The sequence below is a fragment of the Allobosea lathyri genome, from assembly GCF_900108245.1.
Lineage (GTDB): Bacteria > Pseudomonadota > Alphaproteobacteria > Rhizobiales > Beijerinckiaceae > Allobosea > Allobosea lathyri.
Genome location: NZ_FNUY01000002.1, coordinates 445,520 through 461,486, shown reverse-complemented (window position 1 = coordinate 461,486; position 15,967 = coordinate 445,520). Strand labels below are relative to the sequence as shown.

Sequence of the window (15,967 nt, the reverse complement as noted above, 5' to 3'; positions counted from 1 at the left end):
GCCCACAATAACGGAGATGATCGATGAGACCCAAGCGTGTTCTCGTTAAGCTCTCCGGCGAAGCCCTTGCAGGACCTGCGGGAACGGGTCTCGACGGCCTCACACTGACAGCGCTGGCGGCCGATATCGCTCACGCCTCGCATGAGGGTGTCGAGATCGCCATCGTCGTCGGCGGCGGCAATTTCTTTCGCGGCGTGCAGGGTCTGACCAAGGGGCTCGACCGCACCAGCGCCGATTCGATCGGCATGCTCGGCACCGTGATGAACGCGCTCGCGCTGGAGCACGCGATCGAGAGCGCCGGCGCGCCGGCGCGCGCCATGTCGGCCGTGCCGATGCCCTCGCTCTGCGAAAGCTACGCCCGCAAACGCGCGCTCGACCATCTGACCAACGGCAAGGTCGTGGTGCTCGGCGGCGGCACTGGCAACCCTTATTTCACCACCGATACCGGTGCGGCATTGCGCGCTGCCGAGCTCGATTGCAGCCATCTGCTCAAGGCGACCCAGGTCGACGGCGTCTATACCGCCGATCCCAAGAAGGATCCGGCCGCGACGCGCTACGACACGCTCACCCATGCCGAGGCGATCCAGCGCGACCTCAAGGTGATGGATACCGCCGCCTTCGCCCTGGCGCGCGATGCCGGGCTCACCATCGTGGTGTTCTCGATCGCGGAAAAGGGCGCGCTGGCCGCCGTCCTGCGCGGCGAGGGCAGGGCCACCTATGTGACCCCTTGAGAACACGTCTGCGCCCGAAAAGGGCGCGGGCTCAGTAGTTCGGCCAGATTCCCGGCGTCATCAGTTCGAGCAGATGGCCGTCGGGGTCGCGGAAATAGAGGCTCTTGCCGCCGCGTTCCCAGCTCATCTCGCCTTCGATGGCGACATCATGCTGCTTCAGCCTTTCCTCCCATTCGGACAAGGCGTTGGTATCGACGGCAAAGCAGATGTGAAGCGGCCCCGACCCGTCATGCGGCGGAATGGTTCCGCCAGCTGATGTCTGGCTGCGGAGCGATTCTCCGCGCGCAAACAGCAGCAATACGCTGGCACCACCGACATCAAAGGCATGCAAGGTTCTCGTGTGCAGCATCGCCTCGAGCCCGAGAATGTCCTTGTAGAAGGTCGAGGCCCGTTCAAGATCGTCGACGTAAAGCGCGGTCTCGATGATGCGGTTCAGGCGCGGCATGGCCGACTCCGATTTTTGGGCGCGTTGCGGTGATTTCCACGACGGAAGCGACTAAGGAAGGGTGGTCAACCCCCGCCGCTGTCGTGGACCGTGTCTAGAGGTCGCGATTAGCGCACGAAATCCTTGACCCTGCGCGGACCGGCCGCCATGGTCGCGCCCGGTTTCGTATAATATCAAGGTCTTGAAGACGATGGCCCAGACGACGTTCGATCTCGCTGACGTGAAGCGCCGCATGCAGGGCGCGCTCCAGTCCTTCAAGGGCGATCTCGCCTCGCTCCGCAGCGGCCGCGCTTCGGCCAATATGCTCGACCCCATCCAGGTCGAGGCTTATGGCGCACGCACGCCGCTCAGCCAGCTTGCCACGGTGAGCGTGCCTGAAGCCCGCCTGCTCAGCGTCCAGGTCTGGGACCGCAGCATGGTCAATGCCGTGGACAAGGCGATCCGCGAATCTGATCTGGGGCTGAATCCGCAGACGGAAGGGCAGGTGCTGCGCATCCGCATTCCCGAGCTGAACGAGCAGCGCCGCAAGGAAATGGTCAAGGTCGCGCATAAATACGCCGAGGAATCGAAGATCGCAGTGCGCCATGTCCGCCGCGATGCCATCGACATCATCAAGAAGGTCGAAAAGGACGGCGACTTCACCAAGGATGACGTGCAGCGTCAGTCCGACCAGGTGCAGAAGGTGACCGACCAGCACATCGCCGAGATCGACCAGGCGCTCGCGGCGAAGGAAAAGGAAATCCTGCAGGTCTGAGCCTGCAGGTCTGAGCCTGTAGCTCTGAGCCGGCGTCTTTTCTGAGTTTCGTCGCCCACGCCGGGCTGTCCTGCGTGGTATTCATTCCGGCGCTAGGCCGAACGAGGCATATCGAATGTCAGCAGGCCAGCGTCAGGGAGAGCACGCCGCCAGCCCGACCCATGTCGCAATCATCATGGACGGGAATGGACGCTGGGCGCAAATGCGCGGCCTGCCTCGGCAGGAGGGGCATAGACGCGGCCTCGAATCGCTTCGTCGGGCGGTCAAGAATGCCGGGGAACTCGGCATCGAGATTCTGACACTCTATAGCTTCTCGACCGAGAACTGGCGCAGGCCTCATGCCGAGGTCTCCTTCCTGATGGGGCTGCTCAAGCACTTCGTCGAGAAGGATCTCGCCGAATTGAATGCCTCGGGCGTGCGCGTGCGCATCATCGGCGGCCGCGACGACCTTGCGCCCGAACTGCGCGGACTGGTCGAGCATGCCGAGACGGTCACGCGCGACAACACCAAAATGACGCTGGTCGTGGCGTTCAACTATGGTTCGCGCGACGAGATCGTCCGCGCCGCCAGGCGCCTTGCCGCAGACGCGGCAGCCGGCCGGATCGACGCCGCTGCGATCGACGAGACGGCATTCGTGGCGCGGCTCGATACGCACGACCTGCCCGACCCGGAACTGGTGATCCGAACATCCGGCGAGACGCGCATCTCGAATTTCCTGCTCTGGCAGGCTGCCTACGCCGAATTCGTCTTCACGCCGGTGCTGTGGCCCGATTTCGACCGGGCCGCGCTGGAAGAAGCCCTGGCGGAATATGCGCGTCGCGAGCGCCGCTTTGGCGGCCTGTCCGAGCCGGCCAATCGCAAAGCAGGCGCGGCGTGAATGAGCCCGCTCCTGCTGGACCGACGGCAGGCCCCGGCGAGCTGAAGCTCAGGGTCGCCTCCGCGCTCGTCATGGCGGTCGGCATTCTTGCCGCGACGATCTGGGGCGGCTGGCCATTTCGCCTGATCTGGGTGCTTGTCGCCGGGCTGGTCGCCTATGAGTGGCTATCGATCGTCAGCCGTCATAACGCGATAGCCGGCGGGATCGGCGTGGCGATTGCGGGATTGGCCTTGGGCTTTTCTCCGGCCAGCCAGCCGGCTCTGGCCGGGGTTGCCGCCGCCGCCGCACTGATCGGGGCTGTCGCAACGCCGCAGGTCAGCAATCGCCTGGCTCTGGAGGCCTGCGGGATCGCCTACGCGCTCGCCTTCGCGCTCGTCGCTCCCGCCTTGCGGGCTCTCCCGGAGCTCGGCTTCGCGATCATCCTCTGGAGCTTCGCGACGGTCTGGTTCACCGACATCGCGGCCTATTTTACCGGCCGCAAGCTGGGTGGTCCCAAGCTGATGCCCAGCGTCAGCCCCAAGAAGACCTGGTCGGGCGCTCTCGGCGGGACATTGGCGGGAACGCTCGGTGGCTATGTCGTCTGGGCGTTGACCCCGTCGGCTGCCCAGATCGTCGGGCCGGCTCTCGTCGTCGCAGGCTCGTTAGTCGCCTCGGTCGTCAGTCAGGCCGGCGATCTCTTCGAATCATCCTTGAAGCGTCGTTTCGGCGCGAAGGATTCAAGCCGCCTCATTCCCGGTCATGGCGGTTTCCTTGACCGTCTCGACGGCTATTGGGCGGTGCTCGTTTTCGCTGGCCTTGTCCTGTTCCTGATCAATCTCGATTTCTGATCGTCCCATGCGCCGCATTGTCACTCTTCTGGGGGCGACCGGCTCCGTAGGCCGTTCCGCTCGCGACGTGATCGCCGAAAACCCTGATCGCCTGGCGATCGGCGTGGTCGTCGGCGGGCGCGATGCGGAGGCGCTGGCGAAGGTCGCGATCGAAACCGGAGCGAGTTTCGCAGCGCTGGCCGATCCGCAAGCCGGGCGTGCTCTGGCCGATGCGCTGGCCGGCACTGGAATTGCCAACGGTGCGGGGCGATCGGCCGTGCTCGAAGCGGTTGCGATGCCCAGCGACATCGTCGTCAGCGCGATCTCGGGCGCTGCGGGACTGGAGGCGACCTTCGCAGCCCTGACGCCAGGCCGGATCATAGCGCTCGCCAACAAGGAAAGCCTCGTCTGCGCAGGCGCAGCCGTGATGGCGCGCGCACAAATTGTCGGCGCGCGCATCGTCCCGCTCGATTCCGAGCATAACGCGCTCTTCCAGGTGCTGGGCAGCGAACCGATATCCTCGATCCGCAGCATGACCCTGACCGCCTCGGGCGGGCCATTTCGCACCTGGAGCGCCGAGCAGATTGCCGATGCCCGGCTGGAGCAGGCGCTGGCCCATCCCAACTATGCGATGGGCGCCAAGATCACGATCGATTCCGCCAGCATGATGAACAAGGGGCTGGAGCTGATCGAGGCCTGCTTCCTGTTTGGGCTCGAGCCGGCTCAGCTCGAGGTGCTGGTGCATCCGCAGCAGATCGTCCACGGGCTCGTGACCTTCCGCGACGGCTCCGTCAGCGCCGGCCTGGCGCTACCGGATATGCGCGTTGCTGCGGCCCATTGCCTCGGTGTCGACGCTCGTCTCGATGCGCCCCCGGCACGTTTTCTCGATCTGGCGATGACGGCGCCCCTGACATTCGAACGGCCCGATCTCCAGCGTTTTCCGGCGCTTGGCCTGGCGATGGCCGCATTGGAACAGGGTGGGGCCATGCCCGTCATTCTCAATGCTGCCAATGAGGTGGCGGTCGCGGCTTACATCGAGGGTCGCATCGGGTTTGCCGGAATCCCCGCCTTGGTCGAGGCTGTCTGCAGTCGTGCGGATGCCGGCATGGCCGCGCCGGTCGATGTTGCGACCGCGCTCGCCATTGACCAAGAAGCAAGAAAGCGCGCGCGGCAGCTCTTGTCGCAGGCGGTGTTCGCTGTCACCTAAGGGGGAACTGATCAGGAGATTTTGATGGAATTCGCAGCGACAATCTGGGGCGCCGGCCATTTCTTGCTGGGCTACCTGCTGCCCTTCCTCTTCGTCCTGACGCTGGTCGTCTTCATCCATGAGCTCGGCCATTTCCTGGTCGGTCGTTGGTGCGGCGTCGACGTCAAGGTGTTCTCGATCGGGTTCGGCCGCGAAATCTTCGGCTTCAATGATCGCCACGGCACGCGCTGGCGCTTCGCGCTGATCCCGCTGGGTGGCTACGTCAAATTTTCCGGCGATGCCGACGCTTCCAGCACGCCCGACACTGCCGAGGTCGCTCGCATGTCGCCCCGGGAGCGGGAGCGGTCCTTCCCGGCCCAGTCGATCGGCGAGCGCGCCGCGATCGTGGCCGCGGGTCCGATCGCGAATTTCCTGCTGGCGATATTCATCTTCGCGGCGACGGTCTTCGTCTTCGGCAAGCAGGTCCTGATCCCCAGGATCGACCAGGTCGTCGCCGGCAGCGCGGCCGAGCGCGCCGGCCTGCGCGCAGGCGATCTCGTGGTGGCGATCGAAGGTCATCCCATCGGCAGTTTTGCAGACATGCAGCGGGTGATCTCGGTTCGTCCGAACGAGACGCTTGCCGTGACGGTCGAGCGTGCGGGTGGCTCCGTGACCCTTCCCGTGACGCCCGATCTCGTCGAGACGACGTCGCCGATCGGCAAGCAGCGGATCGGCGTGGTCGGCGTCCAGGCCTCGCGCAAGGCCGAGGATTGGACGACGCAGCGATTCGGCTTCGTCGATTCCGCCAAGGTCGGCGTGTCGGAGACCTGGTTCGTCGTCGAGCGCACCTATGACTATCTGGCGAAGCTGGTGAAGGGGCGAGAATCGGCAGACCAGTTGTCGGGGCCGATCCGGATAGCGCAGGTCTCGGGGCTGGTGGCCTCGAATAGTGGTTTCCTTGGCCTGCTCAACCTCGCGGCGATCCTCTCGGTTTCCATCGGCCTGATGAACCTGCTTCCGGTGCCGATGCTCGATGGCGGCCATCTGATGTTTTATATGTATGAAGCCATCCGGGGGCGCCCGCTGAGCGAGCGCGCGCAGGAAATCGGCTTTCGCCTCGGTCTCGGCCTCGTGCTCATGTTAATGCTGTTCGTAACGTGGAATGACATCGTCCACGTCCGTTCACTGCTCTGATCTGGCACGTTCCGGCCTGCTTTGCGGCAAAATCACGGCAGGCCACGTGGCCTCATGGCAACGTGGCCGCTAAAAATATTTTGTTAACGACAATGTCGGTTTGCACCCAGCAGGAAACTTTGTAGAAGCGATTGCACTGCAATGTCCCCGTGCTGTTGCCTTCAGGTAGCGGTCCCCAGTTGGGGTGGTGACCAGAGAAATGGAATAGGCGACCCGATGACGTCGACCCCAAAGAGCCGGAGTTTCAGGATGCGGCTCTCTCGATCAGTCGGACTTTCGGCCTTCATGTTGGCCGTAAGTGGTGGCGTGGTCCTCGCACAGGCCGTGGTTGTCCAGGGCAACCGGCGCGTCGATGCGGAAACGATCCGCTCCTATGGGCAGGGCGCTCCGCAGGAGATTCGCCAGAATCTGCTCGCGACCGGACTGTTCTCCAATGTTCAGGTCAGCCGCCGCGGCGCGCAGACCGTCATTTCCGTTCAGGAAAACGATTCGATCAACCGCGTCGCTTTCGAGGGCAATCGCCGTTTGAAGAGCGACATGCTGCTCCAGCAGGTTCAGTCGAAGGCGGGCGGGCCGATGAGCCAGGCCCTGATCGACTCCGATGTGGAGCGCCTGCGCGAGGTCTACCGCCGTTCCGGCTACGGCCTTTCCTCGGTGAGCGGGCGTATCGCGCCGCTGCCGAACGGCCGTTCCGACGTTGTGTTCACCATCAACGAGAGCGGTAAGACCGGCGTCAAGTCGATCAACTTCTCCGGCAATGGCGCCTATTCGGCGAGCCGCCTTCGCGGCCTGATGAGCACGACGGAATCGAACTTCCTCAGCTTCATCAAGACCTCGGACGTCTATGACGCCGATCGGGTCACGTCCGATCTGGAGCTGGTGCGGCGCTTCTATCTGAAGAACGGCTATGCCGATTTCCAGGTCGTCGGCAACACGGCGCGCTTCGATGAGGCTGCGGGCGGCTGGGTCATCGACATCACTGTCGACGAAGGACCGCAATACAAGGTCGGCAACGTTTCGGTCGACTCCGCTTTGCGCGATGTCGATGCCGCCGCGCTGCAGCGTTACGTCGTCACCTCGGCTGGTGACACCTACAATGCCGAGGCTGTCGAGAAGTCGCTGGTCAATCTGACGACCGAAGTGTCGCGTCGCGGTCACGCCTTCGCCCAGGTCCGTCCGCGCGGCGATCGGGATTCGGCAGGGCGCCTGATCGGCATCACCTATGTCGTCGATGAAGGCCCGCGGGTCTATGTCGAGCGCATCAATGTGCGCGGCAACACCCGTACGCGTGACTATGTCGTGCGTCGCGAGCTCGACCTCGGCGAGGGCGATGCCTACAACAAGGTCATGGTTGACCGGGCCGAGCGGCGCCTGAACAATCTGGGCTTCTTCAACAAGGTTCGGATCACCAACGAGCCGGGCAGCGCGCCCGATCGCGTCATCATGAACATCGATGTCGAGGACAAGGCGACGGGCTCGTTCTCGATCGCCGGCGGTTACTCGACCTCTGACGGCATCATCGGCGAAGTCTCGCTGTCGGAATCCAACTTCCTCGGCCGTGGCCAGTTCGTCCGCATCGCGGGCACGCTCGGACAGCGGACGCAGGGCGTCGACTTCTCCTTCACCGAGCCTTATTTCCTCGGACATCGGATCGCGGCGGGCTTCGACCTGTTCTCGAAGTTCAGCGACAACTACAATACCGGCCGTTTCGAGAGCCGCGTGACCGGTGGTCAGGTGCGCCTGACCTTCCCGATCACGGAGGAGTTCTCGATCACGCCGCGTTACTCGCTCTACCAGACCGAGATCGAGATCCCGAACACGGCTGATCGCCCGTATAACGATTGTACGGCTCCGCTTTTGGGCATCACGCCGATCCCCGGCAATTCGGTGTTCAACTGCTTGAGCAACGGTGAAGCCACGATCGCGGTGAAGGAAGCAGCGGGCACGACCCTGACGTCGCTTGTCGGCTTGAACTTCAACTACAACTCGCTCGACAACGTCCAGAACCCGCGTAACGGCTTCGTGGCCGAACTGAAGCCGGAATTTGCCGGCGTCGGTGGCGACTCCAAGTTCCTGCGCGTCGCAGCGGATGCTCGCTATTATCGTGAGATCTTCGACGACGTTGTCGGTTTCGCCCGCTTGCAGGGTGGTCACGTTCAAGCCACCAGCGGCGATCTGCGCATGATCGATCACTACTTCCTCGGACCGACGCTGGTGCGTGGTTTCGCACCCTCCGGCATCGGCCCGCGCGACGTGCTGAACGATCCGACCGCGAACGCACTCGGCGGCACCACCTATTTCGGCGGCTCGCTCGAAGTTCAGTTCCCGATCTTCGGTCTTCCGCGTGATCTGGGTCTGCGCGGCGCGCTCTTCGCCGACGCGGGAACGCTGTTCAACTATGATGGCGGTTCGAAGTCGATCACCAACCCGGCCTTCGCCGGTTGCCCGGCCGGTGCTGAACCGCGCCAGTTCAATGTTGCTACGACCTCGATCTACCAGACCAACGTTGCCTGCGTGCGTGACAAGAACACCATCCGTTCGTCGGTTGGCGTGAGCTTGCTCTGGCAGTCGCCGCTCGGCCCGATCCGCTTCGATTACGCCTATGCGCTGTCGAAGGATGAAGGCCAGCGCGATCCGACGACCGGCATCAAATATGGTGGCGACCGCACCCAGGCGTTCCGCTTCTCGGGCGGCACGCGTTTCTGACGCGGCGGGGCGTTCGCGCCCCGCTCCGGATATTCTTCATGGCAGAGCCACAGTTCTTTCCAGTTGCGACCTCGCTCGACTTCGGCGAGGTCGCTGTCATTTCGGGCACGGCGTTGCCTGAAGGCGTCGATGCGTCCCGCCCGGTCACCGGTGCAGCCGCGCTCGAGACGGCCGGCCCATCCGACGTCGCTTATATGGACAATCCGAAATATACCGATGCGCTGGCTTCGACGAAGGCAGGTCTTTGCCTGGTGTCGCCGCGTTTTGCCGAGCGGGTTCCCGACGGCACTACGGCTCTGATCTCGCCCGCGCCCTATCATGCCTTCGCCAGGGTGCTGTCGCGCTTCTTCCCCGATGCGCTCAAGCCCGCATCGGTCTTCGGTTCGCAGGGCGTGGCGCCGGGCGCATTCGTCCACGCGACGGCTGTTCTCGAAGCCGGCGTGACGGTCGACCCCGGAGCCGTGATCGGCCCCGGCGCCGAGGTTGGTTCAGGCACGGTGGTCGGATCGCATGCGGTCATCGGGCCTCAGGTCCGCATCGGCCGCAATTGCGCGATCGGGGCTGGCTGCACATTGCAGTCGACGCTGATCGGCAACCGCGTGATCATTCACCCGGGCGTGCGCATCGGCCAGGATGGTTTCGGCTTCGCCATGAGCCCCAAGGGGCATATGAAGGTGCCGCAGATCGGCCGCGTCATCATCCAGGATGATGTCGAGATCGGCGCGAACACCTGCATCGACAGGGGCGCGAGCCGCGACACGGTGATTGGCGAAGGCACCAAGATCGATAATCTCGTGCAGATCGGCCACAACGTCGTCATCGGGCGGCATTGTGTCATCGTCTCGCAGGTTGGGATCGCGGGCTCGACGACGCTTGAGGATTTTGTCGTCCTCGGCGGTCAGGTCGGCCTCGCCGGCCATTTGACGGTTGGCATGGGCGCGCAGGTGGCAGCCCAAAGCGGCGTCACGGGCGATGTCCCGCGCGGTGCCCGCTATGGCGGCTCCCCCGCCCAGCCGGCGTTGAACTGGGCTCGCGAAAGCGCGCTGCTGAAGTCGCTGGTGGCGAAGCGCGCCAAAAGCATAGGCCGCTCCGAGAGTTGATCTGTCGGGGCAGCTGCTGCGCCTCTGCCCGGCTGGGTTTTGTTCCTGCGGGCAAAAGCACGACGAATTATCTTGCCTGCAGCGCCGGAATTCCGGCAAACGGGCGGGCGTTGGAATGGTTGCCGATCGAGGGATGTTGGCCTCTCAATCGGATATGAAGAACGGATGGGCTGCGACGCCTGTTGAGATGGCGCGCACGGGAGAGAAGAAACGATGACCGAGGCGACGACTGTGCTGGGTGTGGCTGACATCCAGAGGATCATGGCCTGCATTCCGCACCGCTATCCCTTCCTGCTGGTCGACCGCGTCGTCGAGATCAATGGCGACGAATCGGGCATCGGCATCAAGAATGTGACCGTCAACGAACCGCAATTCACCGGGCATTTCCCGGGCAGGCCGGTTTTCCCCGGCGTGCTGATGATCGAGGCGATGGCCCAGACGGCTGGCGTACTCGTCGTCAATGCACGCGGCAGCGACGATCCCGCCGTCAGCAGCGTGTTGTTCACGACCATCGACAAGGCCAAGTTCCGCAAGCCGGTCGTCCCGGGCGATACCCTGCGTTTCCACCTCACAAAGGTGACGCGCAAGCGCAATCTCTACTTCTACCGGGGCGAAGCCAGGGTCGATGGTGTGCTGGTGGCTGAGGCCGATCTGTCAGCGATGGTCGTTTGAGCCCGATAGCGATCTGCAGGATCAGGACAGCCTACACATGAGCGCTTCCATCCATCCCATGTCGGTCATCGACTCCAATGCGCGCATCGGGGAGGGGGTCAGCATCGGCCCCTTCTGCACAGTGGGCCCCGACGTGGTCCTGGCCGACGGCGTCGAACTTCTCAGCCATGTCGTGGTCGCCGGCCGCACCACGATCGGTGCGAGGACCAAGATCTACCCGTTCGCCTCGATCGGCCATCCTCCCCAGGACGTGAAATACCGCGGCGAGCTTTCGACGCTCGAGATCGGCGCCGACTGCATGATCCGCGAAGGGGTGACCATCAACCCGGGCACCGAGGGCGGCGGCATGAAGACGACGGTCGGCGACCGCTGTTTCTTCCTCGCCAACTCGCATGTCGGGCATGACAGCCATATCGGCAACAACGTCATCTTCTCGAACAACGTCATGTGCGCAGGCCACGTCACGGTCGGCAATTTCGTCATCGTCGGCGGCGGCACAGGCTTGCAGCAGTTCATCCGTGTCGGCGATCACGCCTTCATCGGCGGTGGCGCCGGGGTGTTGAACGATGTGATTCCCTTCGGCCTGGTGCGCGACAACCCGGCCCATCTTGCCGGCCTCAACCTCGTCGGACTCAAGCGGCGTGGCTTCTCGCGCGAGCAGATCCATGAGTTGCGCCGCGCCTACAGGCTCCTCTTCGCTGACGAAGGCACCTTGTCGGAGCGCGTCGAGGATGTCGCCAGCGAATTTGCGGCCCATCCGCTGATCCACGAGATCCTTGATTTCATTCGCAACGGCAACGAGCGGGCGATCTGCGTCCCGCGCGACGTCAACGCGCCGGATCGGTGAGCGCCGCTCATTCAGGTACGAAGGCGATGCGGCCGTCTCTCGCGATCATCGCAGGCGGGGGCGATTTTCCGCCTCATCTCGCCCGTATCGCAGCGGGCCAGAGCGGCGCGCTGTTCGTCGCTGCGCTCGAAGGCGCGGCCGATCCACTGGCTTTCGGCCAGGCGGATCTCAAGAGCTACCGTCTGGGACAGCTCGGGCGCTTGTTGGAAGAACTGCGTCGCCGCGAGATCACGGACATCGTCATGATCGGTGCGCTGCCGCGGCCAAGTTTTGGCGCTCTGCGCCCCGAAGCGTCCACGCTGAAATACCTGCCTCATTTCGCACGGGCCTTTAAGGGCGGCGATGATCATCTGCTGCGTGGCGTGGTGCGCTTCTTCGAGGAGCAGGGTTTCCGCGTACTTGGCCCGGCCGATATCGCTCCCGAACTGACGGCTCCGGTCGGTCCGTTGGGGCGAAACTCCGCTTCCCCCGCCCAGAAAGAACTGTTGGTACGAGGCTTTTCGCTGCTGGCCGCGCTCTCTCCCTTCGATGTCGGCCAGGCCGCGATCCTTGCCGACCACCGTGTCATCGCGATCGAGGCAGCCGAAGGCACGGACGCCATGATCCGGCGCGTGGCTGATCTCGTTGCGAATGGCCGTCTCAAGATTGCCAAAGGCGACGGCGTTTTGGTCAAGGCGCCCAAGGCGGGCCAGGATCTGCGGGTCGACATGCCCGCGATCGGCCCGGAAACCCTGCGCAACATCGCCGATGCCGGTCTTTCAGGAATTGGGCTGAAAGCTGGCCAGGTTCTGGTCGGCGGCGGCGGGAATCTTGGCAGCCAGGCCGATCAACGCGGTCTTTTCATCGAAGGTGTCGCGTGAGCCGGCCATTCCGCCTCGCCATCATTGCCGGCGAGGCTTCGGGCGATGCGCTGGCGCTCCGCTTCCTTGCCAGTCTCCGCAGCCGGTTCGGCAGTCGCGAGATTGCTCTGACAGGCGTCGGTGGTCAGGGTCTGATCGATGCCGGCATGACGCCTCTATTTGCCCAGGCGGACATTGCCGTGATGGGCTTCGGCCCGGTGATTGCGCGTTTGCCGCTGCTGCTGCGCCGCATGGAAGATGCCGCGAAGGGCGTGGCGGCGTTCCAGCCCGATCTGCTGCTGACGATAGACAGCCCCGACTTTTGCCTGCGCGTGGCCAGGAAGGTGCGGGCGCGGGCGCCCTCCATTCCGATCGTGCATTGGGTCTGCCCGAGCGTCTGGGCCTGGCGTCCCGGCAGGGCGCGGCAAATGGTGCCGCATATCGACAGAATTCTGGCCCTTTTGCCCTTCGAACCGGCGGCGCTCGAGCGCCTGCATGGTCCCAAGACCGTCTATGTCGGTCATCCGCTGATCGAGCGCCTGTCCGATTTGCGCCCCGACACCGCTGAGGCCTCGATCCGCGGCGATGTCGCCAACCCCGTCGTGCTCGTCCTACCCGGCAGCCGACGCTCCGAGATCAACCATCTGATGCCGGTTTTCGGAGAGGCGATCGCGCGGGTCTCAGCTGCCGTGCCGGGCGCGCGCTTCGTGTTGCCGGCAGTCCCGCATCTTCGTGGCCTCATCGCGGAGGCCACCTCCGGGTGGCAGACGCAGCCCGAAATCGTCGAAGGCGAAGCGGCCAAGCTCGACGCTTTCCGCAACGCGCGCGCGGCCTTGGCGGCGTCTGGTACGGTGACGCTCGAACTTGCGCTCTCCCAGGTGCCGACGGTTGCGGCCTATCGCGGGGCCGGTTGGGAAGCCGCGATCGCGCGGCGCCTGATCAAACTGCCGAGCGTCATCCTGCCCAACCTGATTCTGGGCCGCAGCGTCGTGCCAGAATTCATCCAGCAGACCGCCACTGCGCAAGCCTTGAGCGAAAGCCTGTTGGCGGCGCTCGCGGACGGCCCGGCGCGCCAGGAGCAGCTGGCGGGCTTCGACGAGGTCGAGACGATCATGCGCTCGGCCGGCGCGAGCCCGGCGGCGAATGCCGTCGAGGCCGCGCTGGCCCTGTTGGAGACGAAGCCGGCTTAGCGGCCCCGAACCAGTCTCACTCGATCGCGGCGCCGGAAGCCTTTGCGATCGGAAACCATTTCGCGACTTCGATCTTCACATGCTCGCCGAGCGCTTCGGGGGTCGAGCCGACGATCTCTGCGCTGACATCGTTGAGGCGCTGCTTCACATGGGGATCGGTCAAGGCCTTGTTCGCCTCGGCATTGAGACGGTCGACCACCGCGCGCGGCATGTTCGCAGGGCCAAACAGTGCGTTCCAGGTGTAGGTCTCGTAGCCGACCAGGCCACCCTCGGCGATCGTCGGCAGGTCCGGAAACGACGAGACGCGCTCCTTCGTGGTCACGCCGATCGCCCGGAGCTGGCCGCCCCGGATGAACTGGGCGGAGGAGGGCAAGTTGTCGAACATGATCGGCACGGCGCCTGAGACGACGTCGTTCAGGGCCGGCCCGGCGCCGCGATAGGGCACATGGTTCATGCTGACGCCACCGATCGATTTGAACAGCTCGCCGGACAAATGAAGCGGCGTGCCGACGCCGGACGAGGCGTAGGAGTATTTGCCCGGGTTGTCCTTGAGCACCTTGAGAACCTCCTGAACCGTCTTGGCCGGGAAGCTCGGATGCACGACCATCACATTGGGCACGATGGCCAGCAGTGAGATCGGGGTAAAATCCTTGACCGGATCGAAGGTGACCGTCTTGAGGATTGCCGGGTTCAGCGCATGGGTCGAGATCGTACCCATGAGGATCGTGTAGCCGTCGGGCGCAGCGCGGGCGACCGCTGTCGAGCCGATATTGCCGCCGGCGCCGGCGCGGTTGTCGATCACGATCGACTGGCCGAGCAATTCACCCATCTTCTGGCCGACAAGGCGCGCGACGATATCGGTCGAGCCGCCTGCAGCGAAGGGCACGATCAGCGTGATCGGCCGGCTCGGAAACGCTGCCTGCGCCTGTGCCTGGCCGCCCGCGAGGCCAAGTGCGGATGCCCCGGCCACAAAGCCGCGACGGGTCAGATCTTGGGATTTCGACATGCAGTTCCATCCTCTGGGAAAGGCGGCAGTGTGTATCGAAATCCCGCCCTTCGCTATTGCCGTGGAGAACATCAATCGGCTGAAATAATAAGGGCGCGACGGATGACCGTCGCGCCCCTTATTTGGGACCGTGGGAGCAGCTACCGGCTCAGCGGCGGCCGATCGGCGTATATTCGCGCTGCGGAGCGCCGGTATAAAGCTGACGCGGGCGGCCGATGCGCTGGGACGGATCCTCGATCATTTCCTTCCACTGCGCGATCCAGCCGACAGTGCGCGCAAGCGCGAACAGCGCGGTGAACATCGAGGTCGGGAAGCCCATCGCCTTCAGCGTGATGCCCGAATAGAAATCGATGTTGGGGTACAGCTTCTTCTCGATGAAGTAGCTGTCGCTGAGCGCGATGCGCTCGAGTTCGATCGCCACATCGAGCAGCGGATCGTCCTTGATGCCGAGCTCGTTCAACACCTCATGCGTGGTCTTCTGCATGATCTTGGCGCGCGGATCGTAGTTCTTGTAGACGCGATGGCCAAAGCCCATCAGGCGGAAGGGATCGTTCTTGTCCTTCGCCTTGGCGATGTATTTCGGGATGTTCTCGACGGAGCCGATCTCCTCGAGCATCTTCAAGGCAGCCTCGTTGGCGCCGCCATGGGCGGGCCCCCAGAGGCAGGCCGCGCCGGCCGCGATGCAGGCGAACGGGTTGGCGCCCGACGAGCCGGCCAGACGCACGGTCGAGGTCGAGGCGTTCTGTTCGTGGTCGGCATGCAGGATGAAGATCCGGTCGAGCGCGCGCGAGAGCACGGGGTTGACCTTGTACTCCTCGGCCGGCACGGCAAAGCACATGCGCAGGAAGTTCGAGGTGTAATCGAGCGAGTTCAGCGGATACACGAAGGGCTGGCCGATCGTGTATTTGAAGGCCATCGCGGCCAGCGTCGGCATCTTGGCGATCATGCGCATCGAGGCGACCATGCGCTGATGCGGATCCGAGATGTCGGTCGAGTCGTGGTAGAACGCCGACATCGCGCCGATCGAGCCGACCATGACCGCCATCGGGTGAGCGTCGCGGCGGAAGCCCTGGAAGAAGCGGGCCATCTGTTCGTGCACCATGGTGTGGCGCGTCACGCGATAGTCGAAATCAGCCTTCTGCGCGGCTGTCGGCAATTCGCCTTCGAGCAGCAGATAGCAGGTCTCGAGGAAGTCGCCATGTTCGGCGAGCTGCTCGATGGGATAGCCACGATAGAGAAGGATGCCCTCATCGCCGTCGATATAGGTAATCTGCGACTCGCAGCTCGCCGTCGAGGTGAAACCGGGGTCATAGGTGAACATCCCGGTTTGGGCGTAGAGCTTGGCGATGTCGATGACAGACGGTCCGATCGAACCCGTCTTGATCGCCATGTCCACGGTTTTCCCGTCGACCTGGAGCTGGCTGGTGCTTCCGCTCATCGATACCGATCCTTTCAGGCTCGCTGCTAGCCAATCTTCGTTCCGCTTGGACCAGCACCGAACTGTGGCGCGCGAGACATCTTTGTCATTGGGGGGCCTGTAAATGTCGGGCCCATGACGAAACGGCACATGCGACTACGGGCGGGAAGGCGGTTCTTCCGATTGGGTATTCAAGC

At 64.0% G+C, this 15,967-nt stretch carries 15 protein-coding genes; 12 read left to right on the top strand and 3 right to left on the bottom strand.

The genetic code is table 11. The features are described 5' to 3' along the window. Positions 1-23 precede the first annotated feature (23 nt). On the top strand, positions 24-731 hold the full coding sequence (gene pyrH, locus C4S73_RS06520; protein WP_103871650.1) for a UMP kinase: 708 nt from the start codon (positions 24-26) through the stop codon (positions 729-731). 31 nt (positions 732-762) lie between these two features. On the opposite strand, the gene C4S73_RS06515 is transcribed toward pyrH, so the two are convergent. After that, positions 763-1,176: a VOC family protein gene (locus C4S73_RS06515; RefSeq protein WP_103871649.1), complete on the bottom strand. Its 414-nt coding sequence runs from the start codon at positions 1,174-1,176 to the stop codon at positions 763-765. 190 nt (positions 1,177-1,366) lie between these two features. Here C4S73_RS06515 and frr point away from each other — a divergent pair, with 190 nt between their 5' ends. The 11 genes from frr to lpxB all read left to right on the top strand — a co-directional run bounded on the left by frr (position 1,367) and on the right by lpxB (position 13,347). Beyond that, positions 1,367-1,930 (top strand): ribosome recycling factor, encoded by a 564-nt coding sequence (gene frr / locus C4S73_RS06510; RefSeq protein ID WP_103871868.1) that lies wholly within the window; start codon positions 1,367-1,369, stop codon positions 1,928-1,930. Between the two features lie 115 nt (positions 1,931-2,045). Then, positions 2,046-2,807 (top strand): isoprenyl transferase, encoded by a 762-nt coding sequence (locus C4S73_RS06505; RefSeq protein ID WP_103871648.1) that lies wholly within the window; start codon positions 2,046-2,048, stop codon positions 2,805-2,807. After that, positions 2,804-3,634, top strand: a complete 831-nt coding sequence (locus C4S73_RS06500; protein ID WP_244595466.1) for a phosphatidate cytidylyltransferase — start codon at positions 2,804-2,806, stop codon at positions 3,632-3,634. The genes C4S73_RS06505 and C4S73_RS06500 overlap by 4 nt, the downstream gene beginning before the upstream one ends. A 7-nt stretch (positions 3,635-3,641) precedes the next feature. After that, positions 3,642-4,820 (top strand): 1-deoxy-D-xylulose-5-phosphate reductoisomerase, encoded by a 1,179-nt coding sequence (dxr, locus tag C4S73_RS06495; RefSeq protein WP_103871647.1) that lies wholly within the window; start codon positions 3,642-3,644, stop codon positions 4,818-4,820. Positions 4,821-4,844: 24 nt separating this feature from the next. Further along, the gene (gene rseP / locus C4S73_RS06490) at positions 4,845-5,993 is read left to right on the top strand and encodes an RIP metalloprotease RseP (RefSeq protein WP_103871646.1); all 1,149 of its coding nucleotides are present in this window, start codon (positions 4,845-4,847) and stop codon (positions 5,991-5,993) included. A 216-nt stretch (positions 5,994-6,209) separates the two neighbouring features. Continuing rightward, the gene (gene bamA, locus C4S73_RS06485) at positions 6,210-8,699 is read left to right on the top strand and encodes an outer membrane protein assembly factor BamA (protein ID WP_103871645.1); all 2,490 of its coding nucleotides are present in this window, start codon (positions 6,210-6,212) and stop codon (positions 8,697-8,699) included. Between the two features lie 38 nt (positions 8,700-8,737). After that, positions 8,738-9,799: a UDP-3-O-(3-hydroxymyristoyl)glucosamine N-acyltransferase gene (gene lpxD, locus C4S73_RS06480; protein ID WP_103871644.1), complete on the top strand. Its 1,062-nt coding sequence runs from the start codon at positions 8,738-8,740 to the stop codon at positions 9,797-9,799. A 213-nt stretch (positions 9,800-10,012) separates the two neighbouring features. Next, positions 10,013-10,471, top strand: coding sequence for a 3-hydroxyacyl-ACP dehydratase FabZ (gene fabZ, locus C4S73_RS06475; protein ID WP_103871643.1), 459 nt, complete (start codon positions 10,013-10,015; stop codon positions 10,469-10,471). Positions 10,472-10,508: 37 nt separating this feature from the next. Continuing rightward, positions 10,509-11,318, top strand: coding sequence for an acyl-ACP--UDP-N-acetylglucosamine O-acyltransferase (lpxA, locus tag C4S73_RS06470; RefSeq protein ID WP_103871642.1), 810 nt, complete (start codon positions 10,509-10,511; stop codon positions 11,316-11,318). 26 nt (positions 11,319-11,344) lie between these two features. Continuing rightward, positions 11,345-12,178 (top strand): LpxI family protein, encoded by an 834-nt coding sequence (locus C4S73_RS06465; RefSeq protein ID WP_103871641.1) that lies wholly within the window; start codon positions 11,345-11,347, stop codon positions 12,176-12,178. Then, complete coding sequence (lpxB, locus tag C4S73_RS06460; RefSeq protein WP_103871640.1) at positions 12,175-13,347, top strand: lipid-A-disaccharide synthase; 1,173 nt, start codon at positions 12,175-12,177, stop codon at positions 13,345-13,347. The genes C4S73_RS06465 and lpxB overlap by 4 nt, the downstream gene beginning before the upstream one ends. A 16-nt stretch (positions 13,348-13,363) precedes the next feature. Here the strand turns inward: lpxB and C4S73_RS06455 are convergent, their stop codons facing one another. Together C4S73_RS06455 and gltA are read right to left on the bottom strand one after the other, a co-directional pair. Then, complete coding sequence (locus C4S73_RS06455; RefSeq protein ID WP_103871639.1) at positions 13,364-14,353, bottom strand: Bug family tripartite tricarboxylate transporter substrate binding protein; 990 nt, start codon at positions 14,351-14,353, stop codon at positions 13,364-13,366. A gap of 148 nt (positions 14,354-14,501) precedes the next feature. After that, entirely contained in the window at positions 14,502-15,791 is a 1,290-nt protein-coding gene (gene gltA, locus C4S73_RS06450; RefSeq protein ID WP_103871638.1) for a citrate synthase, read from the bottom strand. Positions 15,792-15,967 lie beyond the last annotated feature (176 nt).

Bases quoted from the DNA above. Each gene is read 5' to 3' on its own strand.
- pyrH (WP_103871650.1), top strand. From the start codon at position 24: ATGAGACCCAAGCGTGTTCTCGTTAAGCTCTCCGGCGAAGCCCTTGCA.
- C4S73_RS06515 (WP_103871649.1), bottom strand. From the start codon at position 1,176: ATGCCGCGCCTGAACCGCATCATCGAGACCGCGCTTTACGTCGACGAT.
- frr (WP_103871868.1), top strand. From the start codon at position 1,367: ATGGCCCAGACGACGTTCGATCTCGCTGACGTGAAGCGCCGCATGCAG.
- C4S73_RS06505 (WP_103871648.1), top strand. From the start codon at position 2,046: ATGTCAGCAGGCCAGCGTCAGGGAGAGCACGCCGCCAGCCCGACCCAT.
- dxr (WP_103871647.1), top strand. From the start codon at position 3,642: ATGCGCCGCATTGTCACTCTTCTGGGGGCGACCGGCTCCGTAGGCCGT.
- rseP (WP_103871646.1), top strand. From the start codon at position 4,845: ATGGAATTCGCAGCGACAATCTGGGGCGCCGGCCATTTCTTGCTGGGC.
- bamA (WP_103871645.1), top strand. From the start codon at position 6,210: ATGACGTCGACCCCAAAGAGCCGGAGTTTCAGGATGCGGCTCTCTCGA.
- lpxD (WP_103871644.1), top strand. From the start codon at position 8,738: ATGGCAGAGCCACAGTTCTTTCCAGTTGCGACCTCGCTCGACTTCGGC.
- fabZ (WP_103871643.1), top strand. From the start codon at position 10,013: ATGACCGAGGCGACGACTGTGCTGGGTGTGGCTGACATCCAGAGGATC.
- lpxA (WP_103871642.1), top strand. From the start codon at position 10,509: ATGAGCGCTTCCATCCATCCCATGTCGGTCATCGACTCCAATGCGCGC.
- C4S73_RS06465 (WP_103871641.1), top strand. From the start codon at position 11,345: ATGCGGCCGTCTCTCGCGATCATCGCAGGCGGGGGCGATTTTCCGCCT.
- C4S73_RS06455 (WP_103871639.1), bottom strand. From the start codon at position 14,353: ATGTCGAAATCCCAAGATCTGACCCGTCGCGGCTTTGTGGCCGGGGCA.
- gltA (WP_103871638.1), bottom strand. From the start codon at position 15,791: ATGAGCGGAAGCACCAGCCAGCTCCAGGTCGACGGGAAAACCGTGGAC.